The organism is Sulfitobacter aestuarii, assembly GCF_042685005.1.
Taxonomy (GTDB): Bacteria; Pseudomonadota; Alphaproteobacteria; order Rhodobacterales; family Rhodobacteraceae; genus Sulfitobacter; species Sulfitobacter aestuarii.
In genome coordinates this window covers 59,578-78,396 of sequence record NZ_JBHUMP010000016.1, presented here as the reverse complement: position 1 = coordinate 78,396, position 18,819 = coordinate 59,578, and the positions used below count along the sequence as shown (strand labels likewise).

Below are 18,819 nucleotides of genomic sequence, written 5' to 3'. Positions count from 1 at the left end.
CGACAAGTGAGAAGATCACCCGAACCGGCGCCGTTGAAGGGATAGCGTTCCGGATCAGCGACTAAATCAGCACCCTGCTAGAGCTTTGATTGGTAAGCAAGGTGCAACGAAACCGCATCAGCCTAAGGCGAAAGAGCAACAGGACGCGGAAGACGAGGTGATGTATCGCCTCGTCGCCCTCAACAAGGAACGCGCCGAAGAAGAAACGCGCGGCCACATCCGCTGGCTCCGCCCCGACTACCAGAACCCCAGCGGCGCACAGGCCAGCAAGGGCAAAACCACCGAAATGGACCTTGGCCCCACCGCCAAGATCGAAAAAGCCCCCTGGCCCCAAACCCTTCCCGACCAGATCGCCGCCGTCCGCAACGCGCTGGCGGAGATGGGCGAGGCAACCCCCGAACAAATCGCCCGCCGCTTCCTGCGCGCGCGGACAACGAGCGTGCAGCCGTTGCTGGATAGCCTTGCGGCGTTGGGACAGGCCGAAAAGGTCGAAGAGGGGCGCTATGCGGCGTGAGGTGAAGCATGCTTGATTTGGCTGATCGCCCCGTATGGCTCACCTCTTTCTGGGGGTTCAGCCCGGACACTTGGGGATGTGTCGGCTTCTCGGACAGTTGGCGGCGCGAAAAGTTCCTGCCCGACGCGCGAAAGGGTGCTCTGGTCGTCATCTATGTCACCAAGGGCAAAGGTCCGGACAACCAGCGAGGCAAGGTTGTCGGGATTTTGGAGACCACTGGAGAGACGGGGCACATAAAGCAGTTTCTGTCGGGCGACGCTTGGGAAGAAAAAGAAGCGGACCCCAAGAGCCGTGGCAAATGGGAATATGCCGTACGCGTTTCGCGCGCCTGGATCATCGACGAAGCCGAGTGGCAGGATGTCGATGATATCTTTGCCGAGACCTACGGGCGCAGCTCTGCCGAGGCGATCGGGGCGAACGGTGTCCGACTGTCAGATGAAGAAGCGGCCCGCCTTGCGCATTTGACCGTCCACGAGGTGCCAGTCTACGGCCAGACTGGCAAGTTGGACAGCGTGGTGCGACCTTTCTCGGATGCGCTGAAGCCAAGCCGGGCCGTGATCCCGGCAAAGGAGCCGTACTTCGTTGGAGAAGTTGACGGGCCGAAGCATCTTTACATCCTGCGCCTGGCCGGCGGGGTCGCCAACTGGCTTGGCGAGCCGGTGGACGATGAAGATGAGCGCATGATTATCAAAGTTGGATTCTCGAAAAGCCCGTATAAGCGGAGGGACCAGATCCAGTCTGCCTACCCTGCCGGGCGGTTCAAATGGGAAATCATGTTTCCTGAGCCTGTGCCAGATGCCGCGCCGTATCCTGACGCCGCCACCGCCATCAAAGGCGAAGACGCAATGAAGGCGCGTCTTTTCAAAGGTGGTGCAAGGGTTTTGGGCGGCGAATTCTACCTCGCTGAGGAATGGCTTGTCCGGAAGTGTTGGACTGCAGGAAAAATGGCCGCCGAGGGCGCTGAAAAAGCTGGTTGATTGGGTTATGGATGAAAAGACGATTTGAAATAGATGCAGAAACCCTTCCAGACCTTCCGGGAATGATGCTTGTCACGGTCGAGGCTCTGAAAGACCTCGGCGGGTCCGCGACAATCCAGGAACTCGATGAAAAGGTGATCGAGCTGGAAGGCGTGACGGAGGCCGAACAGGCCTTCACCATGCCCCGCGACGAAAACCGGACGCGTGTGAATTACTATCTGGCATGGGCGCGAACCTATCTGAAACGCGGCGATGCACTGAACAACTCCAAGCGCGGGGTCTGGGCTTTGACCGAGACAGGCGCTGCGATCTTAGATTTGAGCGGGACTCAAGCCATCTACGATCAGGTGACGCAGGAAGAGCGTGAACGCGCGCGCCTGAAGCGGCTGGCTGCCAAGAAAGCCGACGCGGACAGGGGCGAAGTGATCGAGGTCATGGCCGAAGACGGCCCTGCCGACGAAGAGGACTGGAAATCGGCATTGCTGGCCGTGCTGGCCAAGATGACCCCCGACGGTTTCGAACGGCTGGCGCAACGTCTCCTGCGCGAGGCCGGTTTCACCAAGGTCGAGGTGCGCGGCAAGTCCGGCGACGGCGGGATCGACGGTGTCGGCGTGCTGCGCGTGAACCTCGTATCGTTCCAGGTCTACTTTCAATGCAAGCGCTGGAAGGGGAGTGTCGGAGCCAAGGAAATTCGAGACTTCCGCGGCGCGCTACAAGGCCGTGCCGACAAGGGGCTTTTCATCACGACGGGGCATTTCACCAGCCAGGCCTCGGACGAGGCCACCCGAGATGGTGCTATAGCAATTGACCTGATCGACGGTGACCGGCTCTGCGAGTTGTTAAAGGAAAACAGGCTGGGAGTGGCGACTGAGATGATAGAGCGGGTCCAGATTGAGGCTAACTGGTTCGAGGGAATATGAATGGCGCAGTTAGAGTTGCGGCCCATAGCTGCCGAAAGCTAAAGCATATCATCGCCGCGGGGCAGCCCATCCTACCTGTCATTTGCTGCTTTCGCAGTGTTAAAATTAACCTCATTCAGAAGAAACGATGCTTGCGAGAAAGACTGTATGCATCGACCTCTAGTTCTTGGCGGTAACTTTGACTATGAAAACAAAGAAGAGACGCCGGCTCGAGGCCTCCGTCGCGCCGACCAAGTTAGGGAAGGCAGCGTCCAGAGCCGGGTCAAATGCAGGCCGGGGTTTTCGTTACCAGGATGCCGTCTCCGCGTGGTTAGCGATAGAAATATGGGCGGGTCAGCGAGACCCCGCAATCGTGATTCCGGAAGGCGGCGACGATATAGAGCTGCGTGGCGAGGCAACGAGCTTCGTCCAAGTCAAGAGCAGGCGCGAACACCTTGGGAACTATACTGAAGGCGAGGCGGTCGGGTACATAGAAGATCTGTGGAATCGGTCGATTGGGTCTGCACCGCAGCCACAGCTACTAGAACTCGTTCTTGAGCGGGAAGTGGCGGGTCTTCCCCCCCTCGACGACCACCCTGCAGTCCGCTCAATTGAAGGTCCGCTCAGCACAAGACTTTCAAAGTTTAATGGGGCAACCGATCTCCTCCCACGCACATCAATCGTCGTGGCGGCCTCACCGCAGGAATGGGCAATCTGCCTGATGGTAGATCGGCTGAACTGCGCCCCGATCGCAGCCCAGATGTGCTTTGCTGAACTGCTTGTTCGCATGGGCTCTTTGGCAGACGGCAATGGTCGGTTGGCGTCAGAGAGTTATCGTGGTGTTTCGATCTCTGACACGGAAACGGCAATTCGAGATGTCTTGGCCGCTATCGACATTGACGCGATCGAACGCTCCCTCAGGGATGGCGTCTGCGAACCGGTAGATTTCCTTACGCCTCTCGACGACCCAAACTTCTATCTCGGAGTCGATGTAGAACCCGGCCACATCGCGGCAGGTTTGGTGGCCGAACGTCCCCGAAGCAGATCGGCGTTGGTGGAGGGTATTGAACAACGCCGGGCCGCGTTAATCGTCGGACAGTCAGGGGCCGGAAAATCCGCTTTGATGTGGGAGGCCGCCAACGCGTTGCGCCATACGGTGCGGTGGTTTCGTATCCGTCGTCTGAGTGCGGAGGATATTCCATCTCTGCGCCAGTTGGTCCGGACGTTTCGCGCTTCAGTAGACAGCCCCTTGGGCTTCGTCATGGATGATGTCGGCCGGAATGGGCCGGAAAGCTGGGGCGCCTTGCTCAAAGAGGCGATGTCTGTGCCCGGCGTCGTCCTGCTCGGTTCGGTCCGGGAAGAAGATGTTACGCTGATTGCAGAGCGCGCGCGGGCAGCCGAAATACGCGCCGATCCCGATGACGAACTCGCAGAACGACTCTGGCGAGAACTGCGCGAAGCCGAAAAGACGAACTGGGCAGGTTGGTACGAGCCGTGGAAGATGAGCAATGGCCTTCTTCTCGAATATGTCCATATCCTGACACGCGGACAAAGGATGCACGAACTCCTCGCCGATCAAGTCGCGGCCAGAGTTTCAGATCCGAAGCGTTCCCTTGAACTGGATATTCTGCGATCCGGCGCCTGGGCAGGCACAGCGAATGCTGAAGTCGATGCATCGCGATTGGCGCGCGCGCTTTCGGTCAGTGAGGCCGATCTTTCACGCGCCTTACAACGCCTCATCCAGGAACATCTGGTTCGTTCACCTGCTCCGGGAGCGGTCACCGGCCTACACCAGCTTCGATCCGAAGAATTGCTGCAGCTCACGCACCAGACGACATTGCCGACCCTCGAAACGAGTTTCGAACGGACGATCGTAAGTGTGCCCGCCGCCCATCTCGAGCCGTTGGTCGCGGACACGCTATCTGCGCGGCGCTTGCCTGTCCCGGCCGTGCTCAATGGCTTGATTACACGCGTGGAGGGCGAACAGGACGCGCGGGCGTTGGCGTCAGCGCTCCGGGGTCTGGGCTCGGGCAGGGTTTCTTCGGGCGTTGACGAATGGCTGGACACGCCTGATGCGCGTGCGCTGCCGCGAACGCAAGTCGGAAGCGCCGCAATGTTCGGGATCGGGGGTATTGATCTGAGTGGTCTCAGCATCATCCCGGAGGTCCAGGCTGCGGCGGATCGACTCTCGCAGATCAAAGGTTCACCGGAAAATGACCCTCGCCGCCTGTTGATGGAGCGTATGTCATCCTCTGTCCTGTCTGTCCTGATCGAGACAGCGGATTTGGCGAGCTTAGATGAGATTCTCGCAGCGTTGGTCGGAATGCCATTGCCAGCCGCGGTGCGGACCAGTCTCATGCATTCTCCCGAAGGCCTCTTGAATGCCAATCTCGATCTCTTAGGGTCTCTAATGGGCACCTTGTCCGCCCTGGATCGTGAGATCGCCAATGATTGGGTTGCCGAGGTCGGGCAAGAGGCGCTATTAGCACGGGTTCAGGCAGAGACAGCTTGGGCCGGGCCTGTAACAATCGAAGATGCCGATAATGGAAGGATCGTCCGTTGCGATCTTTGGTACGTTGCCGGCTCTGTGCAGAAAAATCCGCACGACGCGGTTGTAAGTTTGTGTCAGCGGATATTGGCACTGTGTCCGTCCGCCGATATTGCGGTGTCCAACGCTATTACCGCAAGTGGCGAATTGGCTGGTCTTGCCCAGTTACCGCTCGCAACAAAGCGGATTCCCCGAGAAAATCTTCCCCCACCATCAGTTCCTCAGTGGAATCGGCGGTGGGGTGACTTGATTTCCCGCCGCGTCGCCGCCCCGTGCTATAGCGACTATCTTGCAAGAGGCGTGGCAATTCTCGATGCCCTTGTGCCGACGTTGGAGAAGGTCTTCGACGCACATTTTCGAGGAAAGGATGCATTCGGCAACCTCGCTGACAAGCTGAATTCACTCAATGCGGATACTGAAGCACTGACGCCTCCCGCTGTTTCATCATTGGAAGCGTCAGGCGCGGGGCACGGAGAGGCTAACACCGCCGTCACCAAGTTCCAGAACCTCCTGCACAGCGCAAGCGTCAATCTTGTCAAGAGGTTCGCAATACTGCCCGACCAAGCTGGTGCATACATTGCCTGGTTGAGCGATCTCATCGCCGATGTCGACACTGCAATTGCCGAAGAGCCTTGGCATCTCGTCGCCGACGGTCCTCCACCAATACTTACCCGGCTCAAGACGCTATTGGAGACGTTGCGAGTTCTGGCCGGAGAAGCCCATGAAAGGAAGCAAGCGCCAGCGGTAACTTGGGCGGCGCGCGGCAAAGGCGCGCGAGTAGGCAACTCCGTTCGGCTCGTGTCCCTCTCTGCCAAAGCTGCCGGGGAATCACGACTAGCTCAGCGAAAGGCAGAAATTGAGCGCCTGGCAGAGGAAGCCGGGATCGTCGCACAGTTCCATCTTCGCGTTAACGCCAAGGGTATTCTACCGTGGCCGCCAGCAGATGTTCTTGCGCTGTTGCCTGCGCCCGACATTGCGGATGCGGTGATCACGCTCGCTGAACAAGCCGAGCTCGTGCGGTCATTGGTGGACTCGTCTATCCACCTGACAATCATGCCTTACATTGAGGATATCGCGTTCCCGGCGCTCGCAAAGTCTGGTTACCAGACCCTCCTTCCTGACGTGGAAGGTGCTGCCTTCTGGGCTGAACAACTCGGATTGCCACAAGCCCCATCTGTTATGGCAAGCATGTTTGGGGAGGTGCTGAGCCTCGCCAGCGAACTTGGGGCAATGGATCAAAAACGGCTCGGCCATGAGACTCGTCCCGAAGAAGAGGTTGCTGCCCGTCGGAGCTTGGAGGCCACCTTCGCAAGAAAGTACGAAGAACTGGCCCGACGGCTCAATGCGTTTGACCAAGCCCTGCAATCGGATGTGTCCGAATTGATCGAGCATCTGCGAACTGGGGACGTCGATTTCGCCGCAGAAGCGCAGGCTGCGATAGGCGGAACTTCAAGCAATATCGCTGAGGCAGCGGGGTATGTGTCTCTGCTTTTGTTGTCTGCAGAGATCGACAGTATTCCAGCCGAAGGGCAACCGTCCGAGCGTGTCCAAACGACCTCACCCGAGCGAGCCGGCAATGGCCAAGAGTAAGAACAGAGACGAGTTTTCGCCCGCAACCAAACGGGCCATTGAGCGGCAAGCGCGCGGCCATTGCTCCAACCCGGCATGCCGCCGTTTGACCCACGCCGCCACATCCGATGGCGCGGGTGAAATCAATATCGGCCAAGCCTCGCACATCTGCGCTGCCGCGCCTGGCGGTCCCCGCTACGACGCGCAGATGACGTCTGAAGAGCGCGCGGCCGCTGACAACGGCATTTGGCTCTGCGACGTACACGGACGTGCCGTCGACGCCAAGGATTCAATATTCACCGTCGAGGAATTGCGCAGGTGGAAGCGACAGACCAACGAAGATTCGTGGCGCAGCGTGATGCACAACGTGCCGTACGGGCCCGGAATGCAAGCTTCCACGCCGGACGAGCTGGGCCGCCGCCTGCGAGCAGCGGCCTCAGCCGATCTGGCCGTGTTCCGTCGAACACCCAAATGGCCGGGCACGAACGTAGCGCTCACGCTGACCTTAAAGGTGAAGCACGTGGACGAGGCGCTCAGCACGCGTGCGCTTGCCAACGCAGTGACCACGCTGGATGACCTGATCCTTGTCGCCGCACCCGGAATGGGAAAGACGACAACCCTCTTTCAGGTCGCCGATGGGCTGTTGGAAATCGGCAACGGCACGCCGCTTATCGTGCCGTTGGGAGATTGGGCCACCGAAGGCGACGCATTGCTCGTATCCATCCTAAAACGCCCCGCATACAACGGACTTTCTGAGCAGGATTTTCGCGCCGTCGCGACGAACCCTGGCGTCGTGCTGCTTCTTGATGGCTGGAACGAATTGGACGCCGCCACGCGCGAACGCGCGCGCGTGCAAATTTCGGCCTTGAAGGCTGAATTGCCTGAACTCGGTCTCGTCATCTCCACGCGCAGGCAGGCCCTAGACATTCCTTTCGTTGGGACGCGGGTCGATTTGCTTCCGCTGGACGACGAGCAACAAATAGAGATTGCGCGCGGCATGCGCGGCGACGCTGGCGCACAGCTCGTGGATCGGGCCTGGCGGACACCAGGTGTCCGCGAACTCGTCACCATTCCTCTCTACCTCACTGCACTGCTTTCGCTGCCAGAGGGAGCGCCTTTTCCGACCACAAAGGAAGAAGTGCTGAGTCGCTTCATTGCAGCGCATGAAGAGGAGGCTCGTCGTGCGGCGGCGCTTCATGCCGTGGCCCTCGGCTTCCAGCAGGACTACTTGGATGACCTCGCCGTGTTTGCAACGACAACCGCCAACACGGCGATCACGGACAGCAATGCCCGCAAATCGGTGGCCGAGACCGCGCGGATCCTGATAGCCGATGGGCAGATGACCATCACCATACAGCCCGACACGCTGCTCGACACACTTGTCAGCAATCATGTTCTGACGCGGTCCGGTGACACTCCGGGCTACTCGTTCCAGCATCAGCAATTTCAAGAATGGTACGCCTCGCACTACGTCGAACGACTGATGCTGCAGGCCGTCTGCGATCCTAGCGCACGTGAGAAAATGATGGCCGACGTGCTCGATCGGCGCCCCTGGGAAGAAGCCATCCTGTTTGCTGTCGAACGTAGCGCGCGCAGCGACGCTGCGCATAAGGTCGCATGCAGCGCCGCCATCCGCGCAGCTTTTGACGTCGATCCTGTCCTCGCAGGCGAGATGATCTTCCGCGCCACTGACGAGGTATGGACACTGATTGGCACAGAAATGTGGAGCTTCGCCGACCGGTGGCACACGCCAGGCAAAGTGGATCGCGCAGTGCGTTTTATGATCGCGTCCGGGAGGCCGGAATTCGCCGATCTTATTTGGCCACTTATTGCGAATGCCGACGATCAAGTACACTTGCACGCGCTTCGAGCAGCGCGGCAGTTTCGTCCGTCCGTACTTGGAAGTGGCGCGCAGACGCGCATCGCAGCGCTGCCTCCGGACATTCGTAAGAACGCACTCTGCGAAATCGCATCGAATGGCGGGATTGACGGCCTTGACCTTGCGACAGAGATCGCGAGGATCGACGGCGATCCGGAGGTGAAAGCGGCGGTAGTCGATGCGCTCGCATTTCGGCGGGCGGATCGTCACGTTGCCGACTTACTCACGGATGCGAGCGAAGCGACTTATGACATCCTCGCCGAGAAGGGTCACCTTGAGGACATTGCTGTTGATGCTGTTCAGCAGGAACTACGGCGGGCAAGTGGACGCCGCGAAGCCGCCGGCCTGTCGCCCTTTCAGCGGCTGCATTCGCTCCTCGATGCGCCAATTGGGAAAGACCATGACGCCGAGGTTGCCGAACTCATTGCTAGAATGGAGATTGACCGGAAGACCGATGGCGAAAGGCACCTGTTTTACGAGGTGCGAAGACGTTGGCCGCAGGCTCTAGCTGAAGGGCTGCTGCGCCGTTTGCGCGAGCAACGCGAACTCTTCTACGGCGCGGACGATATTCTTGCGGCCGCCGGGTTTGCCCTTGAAGACGACGCACTGCTTAGGATCGCCCTCGAAGAAACAAACCGCCACGACTATCGCGCCGAGGCAGCAGCTTCAGTGCTGGGACCAAACGCTGTTGGCCGGCTGATTGACGCGTATCTTGCAGCTGGGAAAGTCGTACGGGACGCAGGCGGCAAATACGATCAGGCTGCGGGAGATTACTATCACGGGCTGCGCGACCGTATCGGCCATACACCCGGTGCAAGTTTGGTAGCCGCCATTCAGGCGCGGGCGGCAGATGCCAAAAATGACGAACTCGTCCAACTGGCCGAACTGTTTTCGCGCGAGACCAACGGCGACGAAGAGCGGGCGCGACCCTTTGGCGAAGAAGGCTTGGTAGCAATTGGTATGCTCGCGCGAAATTGGGCCGAACGCATGCTCGCTAATGGGTATGAGAAGCGCTGGCGCGTAGCTACCATTGCAACGATGATGAGCCGCGCACCGTCTGTCGCACATCTTCCACTCTTGAAGCATATGCTTGATGACAACTTAGGCCGTTATCGAGCTTTCCGCAAAACAGCGACCGCAAGTGGCTGGAAGGATCGCGAAGCCGTTCACGAAGCTCAGACCCCGCATATGCACGAGTATCAACGCGCGTTCTTGGCAATCAAAGCGCCGGAGACCGCTGCACTAATGCGTCAATACCTGACGGATGAGCATTTTGGCGAGCTCGCGGCGCGTGTGCTGGCTGGCCAGTGGTCTGAGGCAAATGAACCCAAGGATAACAAAAAGCTCCTGATCGGCGTAGACTTCTCACGCGTGGAAACGCGCCGGGAGGCCCGCGCCGCCAATCCCGCCGCGACATCAATTGAGGCGGAGGCTATCTTCAGCGCAATCGAGACCTTGATTGTCGATGGTTCGTCGGATGCGCAAGTGAAGCTGGCGGTTGAGCTCGGTATTGTTGGAACACGGCTCCCTCATGGCCAGCGTGACGCGACGATCCGTAAGCTAATTTCTCTCGCGCCGAGGCAGGCGCGCGCAGCCTTGTTGTTGTCGCTTGTTCTCTCTGGTGAGGACATCGACATCACGCTTGTTGCCGATGGCATCGCTCAGACCTTCGAGGCGGCCAAGAAGGAAACTTGGATCCTATCACAGAGCGACGCGTATCAGCTACGCGATTGGTTGCGCCTCTTGCCGTTCGCCACGCCTGTCTCCGACCTGCCCGCCATCGTGCGCGGCATGCCGGAGGCGTATCGCAATCCACGAATGCTCGAAGAGATGGTCCGCGGACTCAGCAGTTCGTCCTCAAGCGACGCAGAAGATGTGACTTTCACCATCGCCGAGCATGACCAGCGTTTCTACCAGAACCATCAGTGGCGCACGACCGTGTTGAGGTTTGGCACAGTATCCGCCGCGCGCCGCCTTGTTGACTTGACCGTCAGCGGCGCGCTCGACGGACCGTCATACGTCGGGTGGCGTTGGCAACGCGAACTGGGTAGCTTGATTTCGGAGTTCTCCGAGGTCCGTACCTATGTCTACGACCTCCTGAAGGATGGGCCGACAACGAATCAGCTTGCTTTGTTAGCTAGCGCAGTCGCCGAAGATCCTGGCTCGGATGGCGTATTGATGCTGATCGTTTTTGAGATGAAAACCGGACGTTCGTTCATGACGTGGCAGTCGATTCAACGCGCTATCACGGAACATGTTCCAGCAGAGAACTGGGAGGGTGCTTACAATGTCGTGCCCGTCCCGGCGGTCGAACTGCGCCGGAAGCTGCTGGCAATGACGAGCAGTGGCGGCAAGGGTGATCCCGCCGCCCGCTGTCTCAAACTTATAGATGATCTCCGGGACGAGTACGGTGCTCCAGAATCGGAACCACGCCATCCGGATCTTGCGTCGGAACGCCCTTGGCCGATCTTGAAACCCTATCCTGATACAGAGGACGGACGCTGATTTAGCGTAAGTGTTCTTTTTCCGAGGCGCGATCGGGAGCCGCTGGCTTCAACCATCGTACTCGCTCAAGATATGCTTTTTCCAAGGGTCCGTAAGACTTTTGCGACCACTGCGAAATTCCGCTTCCCGCCCTATGACGCTTTCGTCTCAGAGTGACGCTGTAGTATCCATGAATCGAGGGCGCAAGCCCTCACCTATGCTGTCCATAGCCTAAGCGCTATTAAACAGAAATATAGCTCATAGGATATATTGACGGATTATTGCCCCTGAGCTATAAGAGACTATGGAAAATCCACTTGCATACCCCATCCGAAGCCTCCGCCAAGCCGGGGCCGTGCTGAAGGCGCGGCGCGCTGCGCGGAAGATCAGCCAGAAGCAGCTTGGCGAGATGACGGGAACGGCGCAATCCACCATTTCAGATATCGAGAATGGTGTCGTTTCCGTCAGCCTCGATGTCTACCTGCGTCTTCTCGAGGCCCTCGGTGCAGAACTTTCCGCGACGGATCGAATAGCCGACCCGGGGCAGCCTTGAGATGGCACGCATTGCACGCGCAGGTCGCCGCACACGTCAAAGCAAGACAGCCGTCTGGTACGAAAGAGCGAGGGTGGGAACGCTGACCCGCGCAACGGATGGTGCCATCGCTTTCACCTATGATCCTGGTTGGGTGGCATCCGAGGCCGCTTTTCCGGTTGCCAGCGCCCTGCCGCTGACCAAGCTCAAATGGCAGGGTGATCCTGTAATCGCCGCCTTCGACAACCTCTTGCCCGACGCCGAAGGCGAGCTGCGCGAGAAGATCGCCGCGCGTGTCGGGGCGCAGGGCAAGGATGTGTTCTCTCTGCTGTCCGTGCTCGGGCGCGACTGTGTCGGCGCGCTGCAATTCCTGCCGGTGGACGAGGCCCCGTCCGAACAGGACATGCAGTATCGCGTCATTTCGGAAGAGGAGATGGTCGCCGACCTGAAGAACCTCGCCGCCGCGCCGTTAGCCCTGGGTGAAGACGAGGATTTCCGGATTTCCATCGCCGGCGCGCAGGAGAAGACGGCCTATCTGCGTATCAATGGCCAATGGGCCAAACCGCGGGGCATCACGCCGACCAGCCATATCTTCAAGACGCCCATGGGCATCATTCCCGGTCCCGAGCAGATCGACCTGAGCGACAGCGTCGAGAACGAGTTGTTCTGCATGACCCTGGCTGGCGAAATCGGCCTTCCCGTTGCGCATGTCGAAAAGCTCACCCTGCCTGAGCAGGTCGTGCTCTCGGTCGAACGGTTCGACCGCGTTTGGCACGGCGACACCCTGAAGCGCCTGCCGCAAGAAGATATCTGCCAGTCGCTGGGTTACCCCTCTGCCATGAAATACCAGAGGCTGGGCGGCCCCGGTGTCGCCCAGATCATGGAGCTTTTGCGGGAATCCGACACGCCCATCGAAGACCGGGAGACGTTCTTCCGGGCGCAGATCTTCTTCTTCCTGATCGGAGCCTCTGATGGGCACGCCAAGAACTTCAGCCTGCGTCTGGGGCGTCGCGCGCGGTTCACGCTCGCGCCTCTCTATGACATCCTGAGCATCGCTCCAGTCGTCCGCGCCGGACGCTTGCAGCGGAAGCGCTACCGCCTGGCAATGTCGATCGATGGCCATTACGGCATCGACGAGATCGTGCCGCGCCACTTCGAGGCCGAGGGCCGCGCGGCGGGTCTGCCAAAGGGCCGCGCCTTGGAGCTGTTGCAGGACATGACCGATCGGCTGGGCCCTGCGCTGGAACGGACGCTTCTGGCCGTGGGCGATCAGGTCCCGGCGGCGGTCAGAGAGCCGATCACAAGCGATGCGATGCAGCGGGCGGCGCAGATGCAGGACCTGCTTTAGGACACCGGTGCCTCTGCGGCCAACCCCTCCAGCGCCTTGTCGACCTCGCGCGTCTTCGCGGCCAGCTGTTCCTCCCACAGGATGCGGAACCCCTCGGCGAATTCGACCAGCCCCCCGGCGAAGGTGCGGATCGTGGTCATGTCATCGTCGGTGAACGGGATCGGGCGGCCGCGCAGTTTGGCCTCGTTGAGCTTGCGGGCGATATGGTTGACGGCAGCGCCCTCGGTGGCGACCTGCGCACCCCAGGCTTGCAGGTGGTCGAGCACGACCGGGTCTGCCGGACGCAGCAGGATGTCAGCGGCCCCCATCAGACGGCGCATGGCGGCGGGTTGGTCGGTGATGCCGCGCCTCTCCAGGGCGGCGTGGAGGCCAGCCAGTTCGCGTCTGCTGACGCGTAAGCTGATCGTTTGGGTGCGGCCCTGGCGCGCGCGTTGGGCCTTGTTCAACGTGTTGTAGATCGTCCGGCGCGAGACTCCGTATTGGCGGGCAAGCGCCTTTACGGGCGTGCCGCCAGCGCGGGCCTCGATGATCTGGTGGCGTTCGTCGTCGGTCAGTTTGCGATGGTGGCGCATGTGAAGTTTACGTTCCTATTTCTTGCCAACTTCCTCCAAGCCCCCGCCTCCCAGCGTTAGCGGAGGCGGGTCAGGGGCTTGGAGTCCATTTCTGTGGCTGTGCTTGTTGGGACGGGGCGCAGGGCACGCGATGCAGGAAACGCGATGCACTGTGCGTGAAAAACTGGACGCGGCGCAAAAGACGCGGTGCGCGATGCGAAGAGCACGCCACAGGCGACGCGCGGCGCGATGCACGGGGCGCGATGCGCAATGCATCTTGCGGAAAACACGCCCCTCATGCCGCCAACCCAGCCGCGCGCAGCTGGCCATCGGTCACCAGCCCCGACGCGATAAGTGCTGCCACCTGCGGGGCGGTGATGTGTTTGCACATCGGGCTGCGGTCGCGGACCCATGCAGCGAGCCGGGCGTGGTGGTCGGCGGCAAGAACGATTTTTGCCTGCCGTTCCTCGGCCAACGCATCGAGGAACCGCTGCCAGCGACGGTCAGCGAACCAGTTGTCCGCGAAACAGACCTTGGACCTCGTGAAACCCTGGCTCTCGGTGGCGTAGGTCTGCACGGCGCGCAGCAGGTCATCTGGATCAATCCCCTCCTTCACGGCCTCCGCGATCCGAGCCAAGCACGCAGCCTTCCCTCGTTGACGGTCATTCGGATAAGCCGCCCAGATCTTTTCAAACCTTTCATCCTCAACCGCCGCCGCCTCCGCGCGCTTGCGCGTAGGTGGTTTATGGATGGTTTTAGGGTGGTTTGGGGTCCACCCTGGACCCCGTACCCCGTCCATGGTGGACCCCGTACCGGGTTCTGGCTGGACGGGGTCCACCGTGGACCCCGTCCCGTCATCGGGTTCGGCCATCGATTCCAGCGCCATGACGCGGGCCAGAACAATGCGGTAAATTACGGTGAAACCGTTCTTGCAGGGCCGCCGCCCGGTCTCGATCAGAATACCCTCTTTCAGGAAATCGCTGATCGTTCGCTTCACGGTGCTTTCGCCAAGCTCCGTGTGCCGTTGGATCGTCCCTTTCGAGCACCAAATGCCCGAGCCGTCATCGCTCGCCTTGTCGGCCAGGAACATGATGATCTGCTTGCGCGCGGCGCTGCCGAAGCGGCGTTCGGCGCATTCGTTCGCGACACGCCAGCTCATTGCCGCGCCCCGCGAAGGCCTAAACCGGCTTCGACTTGTACAGGTTTTGTACAGAAATCCTGTCTACCGCCCCAGATTTTCCCGGGAATCAAACGGGCGTTTCTGCAGCCGCCTTTGCAAGCCCCTGACAAAACGCCATATTTTACTGAGTTTTTTGGTGACCCCGGCAGGATTCGAACCTGCAACCTGCCCCTTAGGAGGGGGCTGCTCTATCCAGTTGAGCTACGGGGCCGTCTGCTGTCGGGTTTAGCGCAAGGTTTCCGTCTTTGCCATTCCCCATGTCGCAAAAAATCGGTGGGGCGGCTGCGATCGACGGATCGCGAGCTCCCTTCTGAGAGCGGTAACGCTTGCGCGGTTCCGGCGATCTGGCTAGCGTCAAAGCAGTTGCAACTTCAGGATCTTGCCGTGTCACATTCCCCCAAACGTCCCCTCACCCTGCGCGATGTTTCCGAGGCCTGTGGCGTGTCGGAAATGACCGTGAGCCGGGTACTGCGCAAGCGCGGCGATGTTTCCGAAACCACCCGCAGCCGGGTTCTGGCCGCGGCCAAGGAGCTTGGCTATGTGCCCAATCAGATCGCCGGCTCGCTGGCTTCGCAGCGGGTCAATCTCGTTGCTGTGATCATTCCGTCGCTGTCGAACATGGTATTTCCCGAAGTGTTGAACGGGATCAACAGCGCTCTGGAGAACACGCCTCTGCAACCCGTGGTCGGGGTGACCGATTACCTGCCGGAGAAGGAAGAGCGGGTGCTCTACGAAATGCTGTCCTGGCGGCCCTCGGGGGTGATCATAGCCGGGCTCGAACATTCCGATGCGGCGCGCGCCATGCTGCAGAGCGCCGGTATCCCGGTGGTCGAGATCATGGATGTGGATGGCCGACCGGTCGATGCGATGGTCGGCATCTCGCATCGCCGGGCCGGACGCGAAATGGCGCGTGCGATTCTCAAGGAAGGGTATGAGCATATCGGCTTCATGGGCACCAAGATGCCGCTTGATCATCGGGCCCGCAAACGCTTCGAAGGGTTTACCGAAGGGCTCGCCAAGGCGGGGATCGAGATTGAGGACCGTGCCTTCTATTCTGGCGGTTCGGCGCTCGCCAAGGGCCGGGAGATGACCCAGACCATGCTCGAACGCTCGCCAGATCTCGATTTTCTCTATTACTCCAATGACATGATCGGTGCAGGCGGGCTGCTCTATCTGCTCGATCAGGGCATCGACATTCCCGGACAGATCGGGCTGGCCGGTTTCAACGGGGTGGAGTTGCTGCAAGGTCTGCCGCGGCAGCTGGCGACGATGGATGCCTGCCGCGTGGAGATCGGCGCACATGCCGCGCAGATCATCCTCAACGCCACCAGCGACGAGCCCGATCCTGAAATCGCCCAGCAGGTAACGCTGACCCCGACGATCTCCTTCGGCGACACGTTGCAGCGTTACCGCAAGCGATGAGTCCATCGCGACAGACGACCGTGGCAGCGGTCCGGGCCTTATCCCTGCCATGCGGGTTTGCGGCATGAGCCGTCATGTCTTGGTGATCGGCGCCGGGATCGTCGGGGTGTCGACGGCGATCTGGCTGCGCCGCGCCGGGGCGGACGTCAGCCTGATCGATCGAGCGGCGCCGGGCAAGGGCACGTCGCATGGCAATGCCGGGGTGCTCGCCGCCTGTGCCATGGTTCCGGTCACTGCGCCCGGTCTGCTCGGCAAGGCGCCGGGGATGCTGCTCGACAGGGATTTTCCGCTGTTCCTGCGCTGGCCTTACCTGCCGCGACTGCTGCCCTGGCTGCGGCGATATCTTTCTCACGCCAATGATGCCGACACCCGCCGCATCGCACGTGCACTGACGCCGATCGTCGCGGATTCGGTGGAGCAGCATGTCAGCCTGACCCGCGAACTCGGCCTCGAAGACTGGGTGAGCCGGAGCGATTATTGCTTTGCCTATGCCAGCCGCGCGGCGTTCGAGGCCGAGGCCTATACCTGGGCCCTGCGCGCCGAAGCCGGGTTCGTGCCGGAGCTGATCGAAGGCCAGGCGCTGCGCGAGTATGAACCGGCGCTTGGCGATGGGATCACCTGTCTGGCGCGGCTCGGGACGCATGGGTTTAGCCGCGATCCCGGCGGTTACGTGGCGGCGCTGGCTTCTGCCTTTACCAGCATGGGCGGGCGGACCGTTACCGCTGAGGTCAAGGATTTCGATCTTTCGGGCGGTGTCGTCAGCGCGGTCGAGACCACCGAAGGGCGCTTTGACTGCGATGATGTGGTTCTGGCGACCGGTGTCTGGTCTAAGCCCCTGCTGCTCAAGCTTGGCCTGAACGTGCCGCTCGAAAGCGAACGCGGCTATCACGTGATTTTTGAGGGCGCGCGCGGCGGCCCGTCGCGGCCGATCATGCTCGCCAGCGGCAAATTCGTCGCAACGCCGATGGCGCAGGGGCTGCGCTGCGCCGGAATCGTCGAGTTCGGCGGGTTGGAGGCAGGTGCATCGAAAGCACCGCTGGCGCTGCTGCGTCGGCAGGCCAAAGTCGCCTTTCCCGGTTTGCAGGCGCGCCGTGAGATCGAATGGCTGGGCCATCGTCCCGCCCCGAGCGACAGCCTGCCATTGATCGGGCAGATCGGCCAGAGCCGGGTCTTCACTGCGTTCGGGCATCATCACATCGGCTTGACGGGCGGGCCGAAAACGGGTCGGCTGATCGCCGGGATGATCATGGGACAGCCGGGCAATGTCAATCTGGCCGCCTATGATCCGCAGCGCTTCGATGCCGCGCCCTGAACAACAAAGGGAGAGACTGATGAACATGAGAACCAAGCTGGCGGCCGGTGTCGCGACCTTCGCCATTGCGGCCGCCTCTGCGCTGCCTGCACTCGCGGCGGAGAAATGGGACATGCCGATGGCCTATTCCGGCTCCAATTTTCATTCCGAGAACGGCGTCAAATTCGCCGAATGCGTGACCGAAGGCACGGGCGGCGAGATCGAGATCACCGTGCATCCGGGCGGCGCGTTGTTTGCCGGGGCCGATATCAAGCGCGCGATCCAGACCGGGCAGGTGCAGATCGGCGAACGGCTACTGTCGGGCCACCAGAATGAGGACGCAATCTTCGGCTTTGACAGCGTGCCCTTCCTCGCCCCCTCGTTCGAGGACAGCGCGAGGCTCTGGGAAGCGGCCAAGCCGAAGATCGAAGCAACGCTCGCGGAGCAGAACCTGCATCTGCTCTACAACGTGCCCTGGCCGCCGCAGGGGCTCTATTTCAAGAAGGAAGTGAACAGCGTCGAGGACATGAAAGGCGTCAAGTTCCGCTCCTACAACAACACCACGGCGCGGTTGGCGGAGCTCACCGGCATGTCCCCCGTCACGATCGAAGCCGCCGAAGTGAGCCAGGCCTTCGCCACCGGCGTCGCGGAATCGATGATTTCATCGGGGGCCACAGGCTATGACCAGAAGGTCTGGGAAAGCCTCACGCATTTTTACGAGGTCGATGCCTGGCTGCCGCGCAATTATGTGATGGTCAATGGCGATGTCTGGAAGAATGTCTCGGATGCCAACAAGGAGGTGATCAACACTTGCGCCGCCGAAGCCGAGGCGCGTGGGCTCGAAGCCGCCAGGGAATATACCCAGTTCACCTATGACGGTCTGCGCGAGGGCGGCATGAAGGTCGAACCGGCTGGCGAAGAGCTGATGACCGGTCTGCGCGAGATCGGCGAGACGATGACCGCGGAATGGCTCGAAGCCGCCGGGGAGGATGGTCAGGCGATCGTCGATGCCTATAAGGGCGCGGAGTGATGCGAGGTCGGCGGCCCGTGAACGCGGGTCGCCATCACCGCGCGAAACTATCGGCCGGGGGGCAAGCATGTGAAACTGCTGCGCAGATTTCTTGATGCCATCTATTCCGGGGCAGGGGCTTTGGCGGCGCTCTGCCTGATCGCCATTCTGTTGCTGATCGTCGCCCAGATGGTGGCCCGCTGGTCCGGCAACGTGTTTCCCGGTGCCGCCTCCTATGCCGGTTATGCCATGGCCGGGGCGAGCTTTCTGGCCTTTGCCAATGCGCTGAGCCGCGGCGCGCATATCCGCGTCTCGATCCTGCTCAACGCGCTGTCGGAGGGACCGAGACGGTTACTCGAAATCTGGTGTTTCGGGTTGGCCGCGGCGATTGCCTGCTATTTCACCCATTACGCCTATTGGTTCGTCTACTGGTCCTGGAAGTTCAAGGAAGTCAGCCAGGATCAGGACGCGACGCTGCTCTGGATTCCTCAATCGGTGATGGTGATTGGCGGGGCGATCCTGGCGCTCGCGCTGATCGACAACCTGCTGCATGTGCTGATCCGGGGGCGACATCGCATCGAACGGGATCTGCTCGACCAGAGCTTCGGGGAATGAC

General features: G+C 60.8%; 13 protein-coding genes and 1 tRNA gene. 11 read left to right on the top strand and 3 right to left on the bottom strand.

The window, feature by feature from the left end; all coding sequences use genetic code 11:
• Positions 1-160: 160 nt before the first annotated feature.
• From ACFSUD_RS15935 to ACFSUD_RS15905, 7 genes are all read left to right on the top strand, one after another.
• The gene (locus ACFSUD_RS15935; RefSeq protein WP_386375497.1) at positions 161-514 is read left to right on the top strand and encodes a hypothetical protein; all 354 of its coding nucleotides are present in this window, start codon (positions 161-163) and stop codon (positions 512-514) included.
• 8 nt (positions 515-522) lie between these two features.
• Positions 523-1,491 carry a hypothetical protein gene (locus tag ACFSUD_RS15930; RefSeq protein WP_386375496.1) on the top strand — a complete coding sequence of 323 codons (969 nt, stop codon included), beginning with the start codon at positions 523-525 and terminating at the stop codon, positions 1,489-1,491.
• An 11-nt stretch (positions 1,492-1,502) separates the two neighbouring features.
• A complete protein-coding gene (locus tag ACFSUD_RS15925; RefSeq protein WP_386375495.1) occupies positions 1,503-2,411 on the top strand; it encodes a restriction endonuclease in 909 nt (302 codons plus the stop codon).
• 352 nt (positions 2,412-2,763) lie between these two features.
• A complete protein-coding gene (locus ACFSUD_RS15920; protein ID WP_386375494.1) occupies positions 2,764-6,528 on the top strand; it encodes a hypothetical protein in 3,765 nt (1,254 codons plus the stop codon).
• Positions 6,515-10,891 (top strand): NACHT domain-containing protein, encoded by a 4,377-nt coding sequence (locus tag ACFSUD_RS15915; RefSeq protein ID WP_386375493.1) that lies wholly within the window; start codon positions 6,515-6,517, stop codon positions 10,889-10,891. Before ACFSUD_RS15920 ends, ACFSUD_RS15915 begins: the two co-directional genes overlap by 14 nt.
• Positions 10,892-11,225: 334 nt before the next feature.
• Entirely contained in the window at positions 11,226-11,423 is a 198-nt protein-coding gene (locus ACFSUD_RS15910) for a helix-turn-helix domain-containing protein (protein WP_386375492.1), read from the top strand.
• A gap of 1 nt (position 11,424) precedes the next feature.
• Positions 11,425-12,750 (top strand): type II toxin-antitoxin system HipA family toxin, encoded by a 1,326-nt coding sequence (locus ACFSUD_RS15905; RefSeq protein ID WP_386375491.1) that lies wholly within the window; start codon positions 11,425-11,427, stop codon positions 12,748-12,750.
• Here the strand turns inward: ACFSUD_RS15905 and ACFSUD_RS15900 are convergent.
• The 3 genes from ACFSUD_RS15900 to ACFSUD_RS15890 form a co-directional block, all read right to left on the bottom strand.
• A complete protein-coding gene (locus ACFSUD_RS15900) occupies positions 12,747-13,322 on the bottom strand; it encodes a helix-turn-helix domain-containing protein (protein ID WP_386375490.1) in 576 nt (191 codons plus the stop codon). The two genes, ACFSUD_RS15905 and ACFSUD_RS15900, sit on opposite strands and share 4 nt — an antisense overlap.
• A 274-nt stretch (positions 13,323-13,596) precedes the next feature.
• Positions 13,597-14,460, bottom strand: coding sequence for a hypothetical protein (locus tag ACFSUD_RS15895; RefSeq protein WP_386375489.1), 864 nt, complete (start codon positions 14,458-14,460; stop codon positions 13,597-13,599).
• A gap of 155 nt (positions 14,461-14,615) precedes the next feature.
• A tRNA-Arg gene (locus ACFSUD_RS15890) sits at positions 14,616-14,692 on the bottom strand.
• Between the two features lie 173 nt (positions 14,693-14,865).
• Between ACFSUD_RS15890 and ACFSUD_RS15885 the strand changes: the two genes are divergently transcribed.
• From ACFSUD_RS15885 to ACFSUD_RS15870, 4 genes are all read left to right on the top strand, one after another.
• Entirely contained in the window at positions 14,866-15,903 is a 1,038-nt protein-coding gene (locus ACFSUD_RS15885; protein ID WP_386375488.1) for a LacI family DNA-binding transcriptional regulator, read from the top strand.
• A 64-nt stretch (positions 15,904-15,967) separates the two neighbouring features.
• A complete protein-coding gene (locus ACFSUD_RS15880) occupies positions 15,968-17,215 on the top strand; it encodes an NAD(P)/FAD-dependent oxidoreductase (RefSeq protein WP_386375487.1) in 1,248 nt (415 codons plus the stop codon).
• Between the two features lie 19 nt (positions 17,216-17,234).
• Positions 17,235-18,224 carry a TRAP transporter substrate-binding protein gene (locus tag ACFSUD_RS15875; RefSeq protein WP_386375486.1) on the top strand — a complete coding sequence of 330 codons (990 nt, stop codon included), beginning with the start codon at positions 17,235-17,237 and terminating at the stop codon, positions 18,222-18,224.
• 69 nt (positions 18,225-18,293) lie between these two features.
• Positions 18,294-18,818: a TRAP transporter small permease gene (locus ACFSUD_RS15870; protein WP_386375485.1), complete on the top strand. Its 525-nt coding sequence runs from the start codon at positions 18,294-18,296 to the stop codon at positions 18,816-18,818.
• Position 18,819 lies beyond the last annotated feature (1 nt).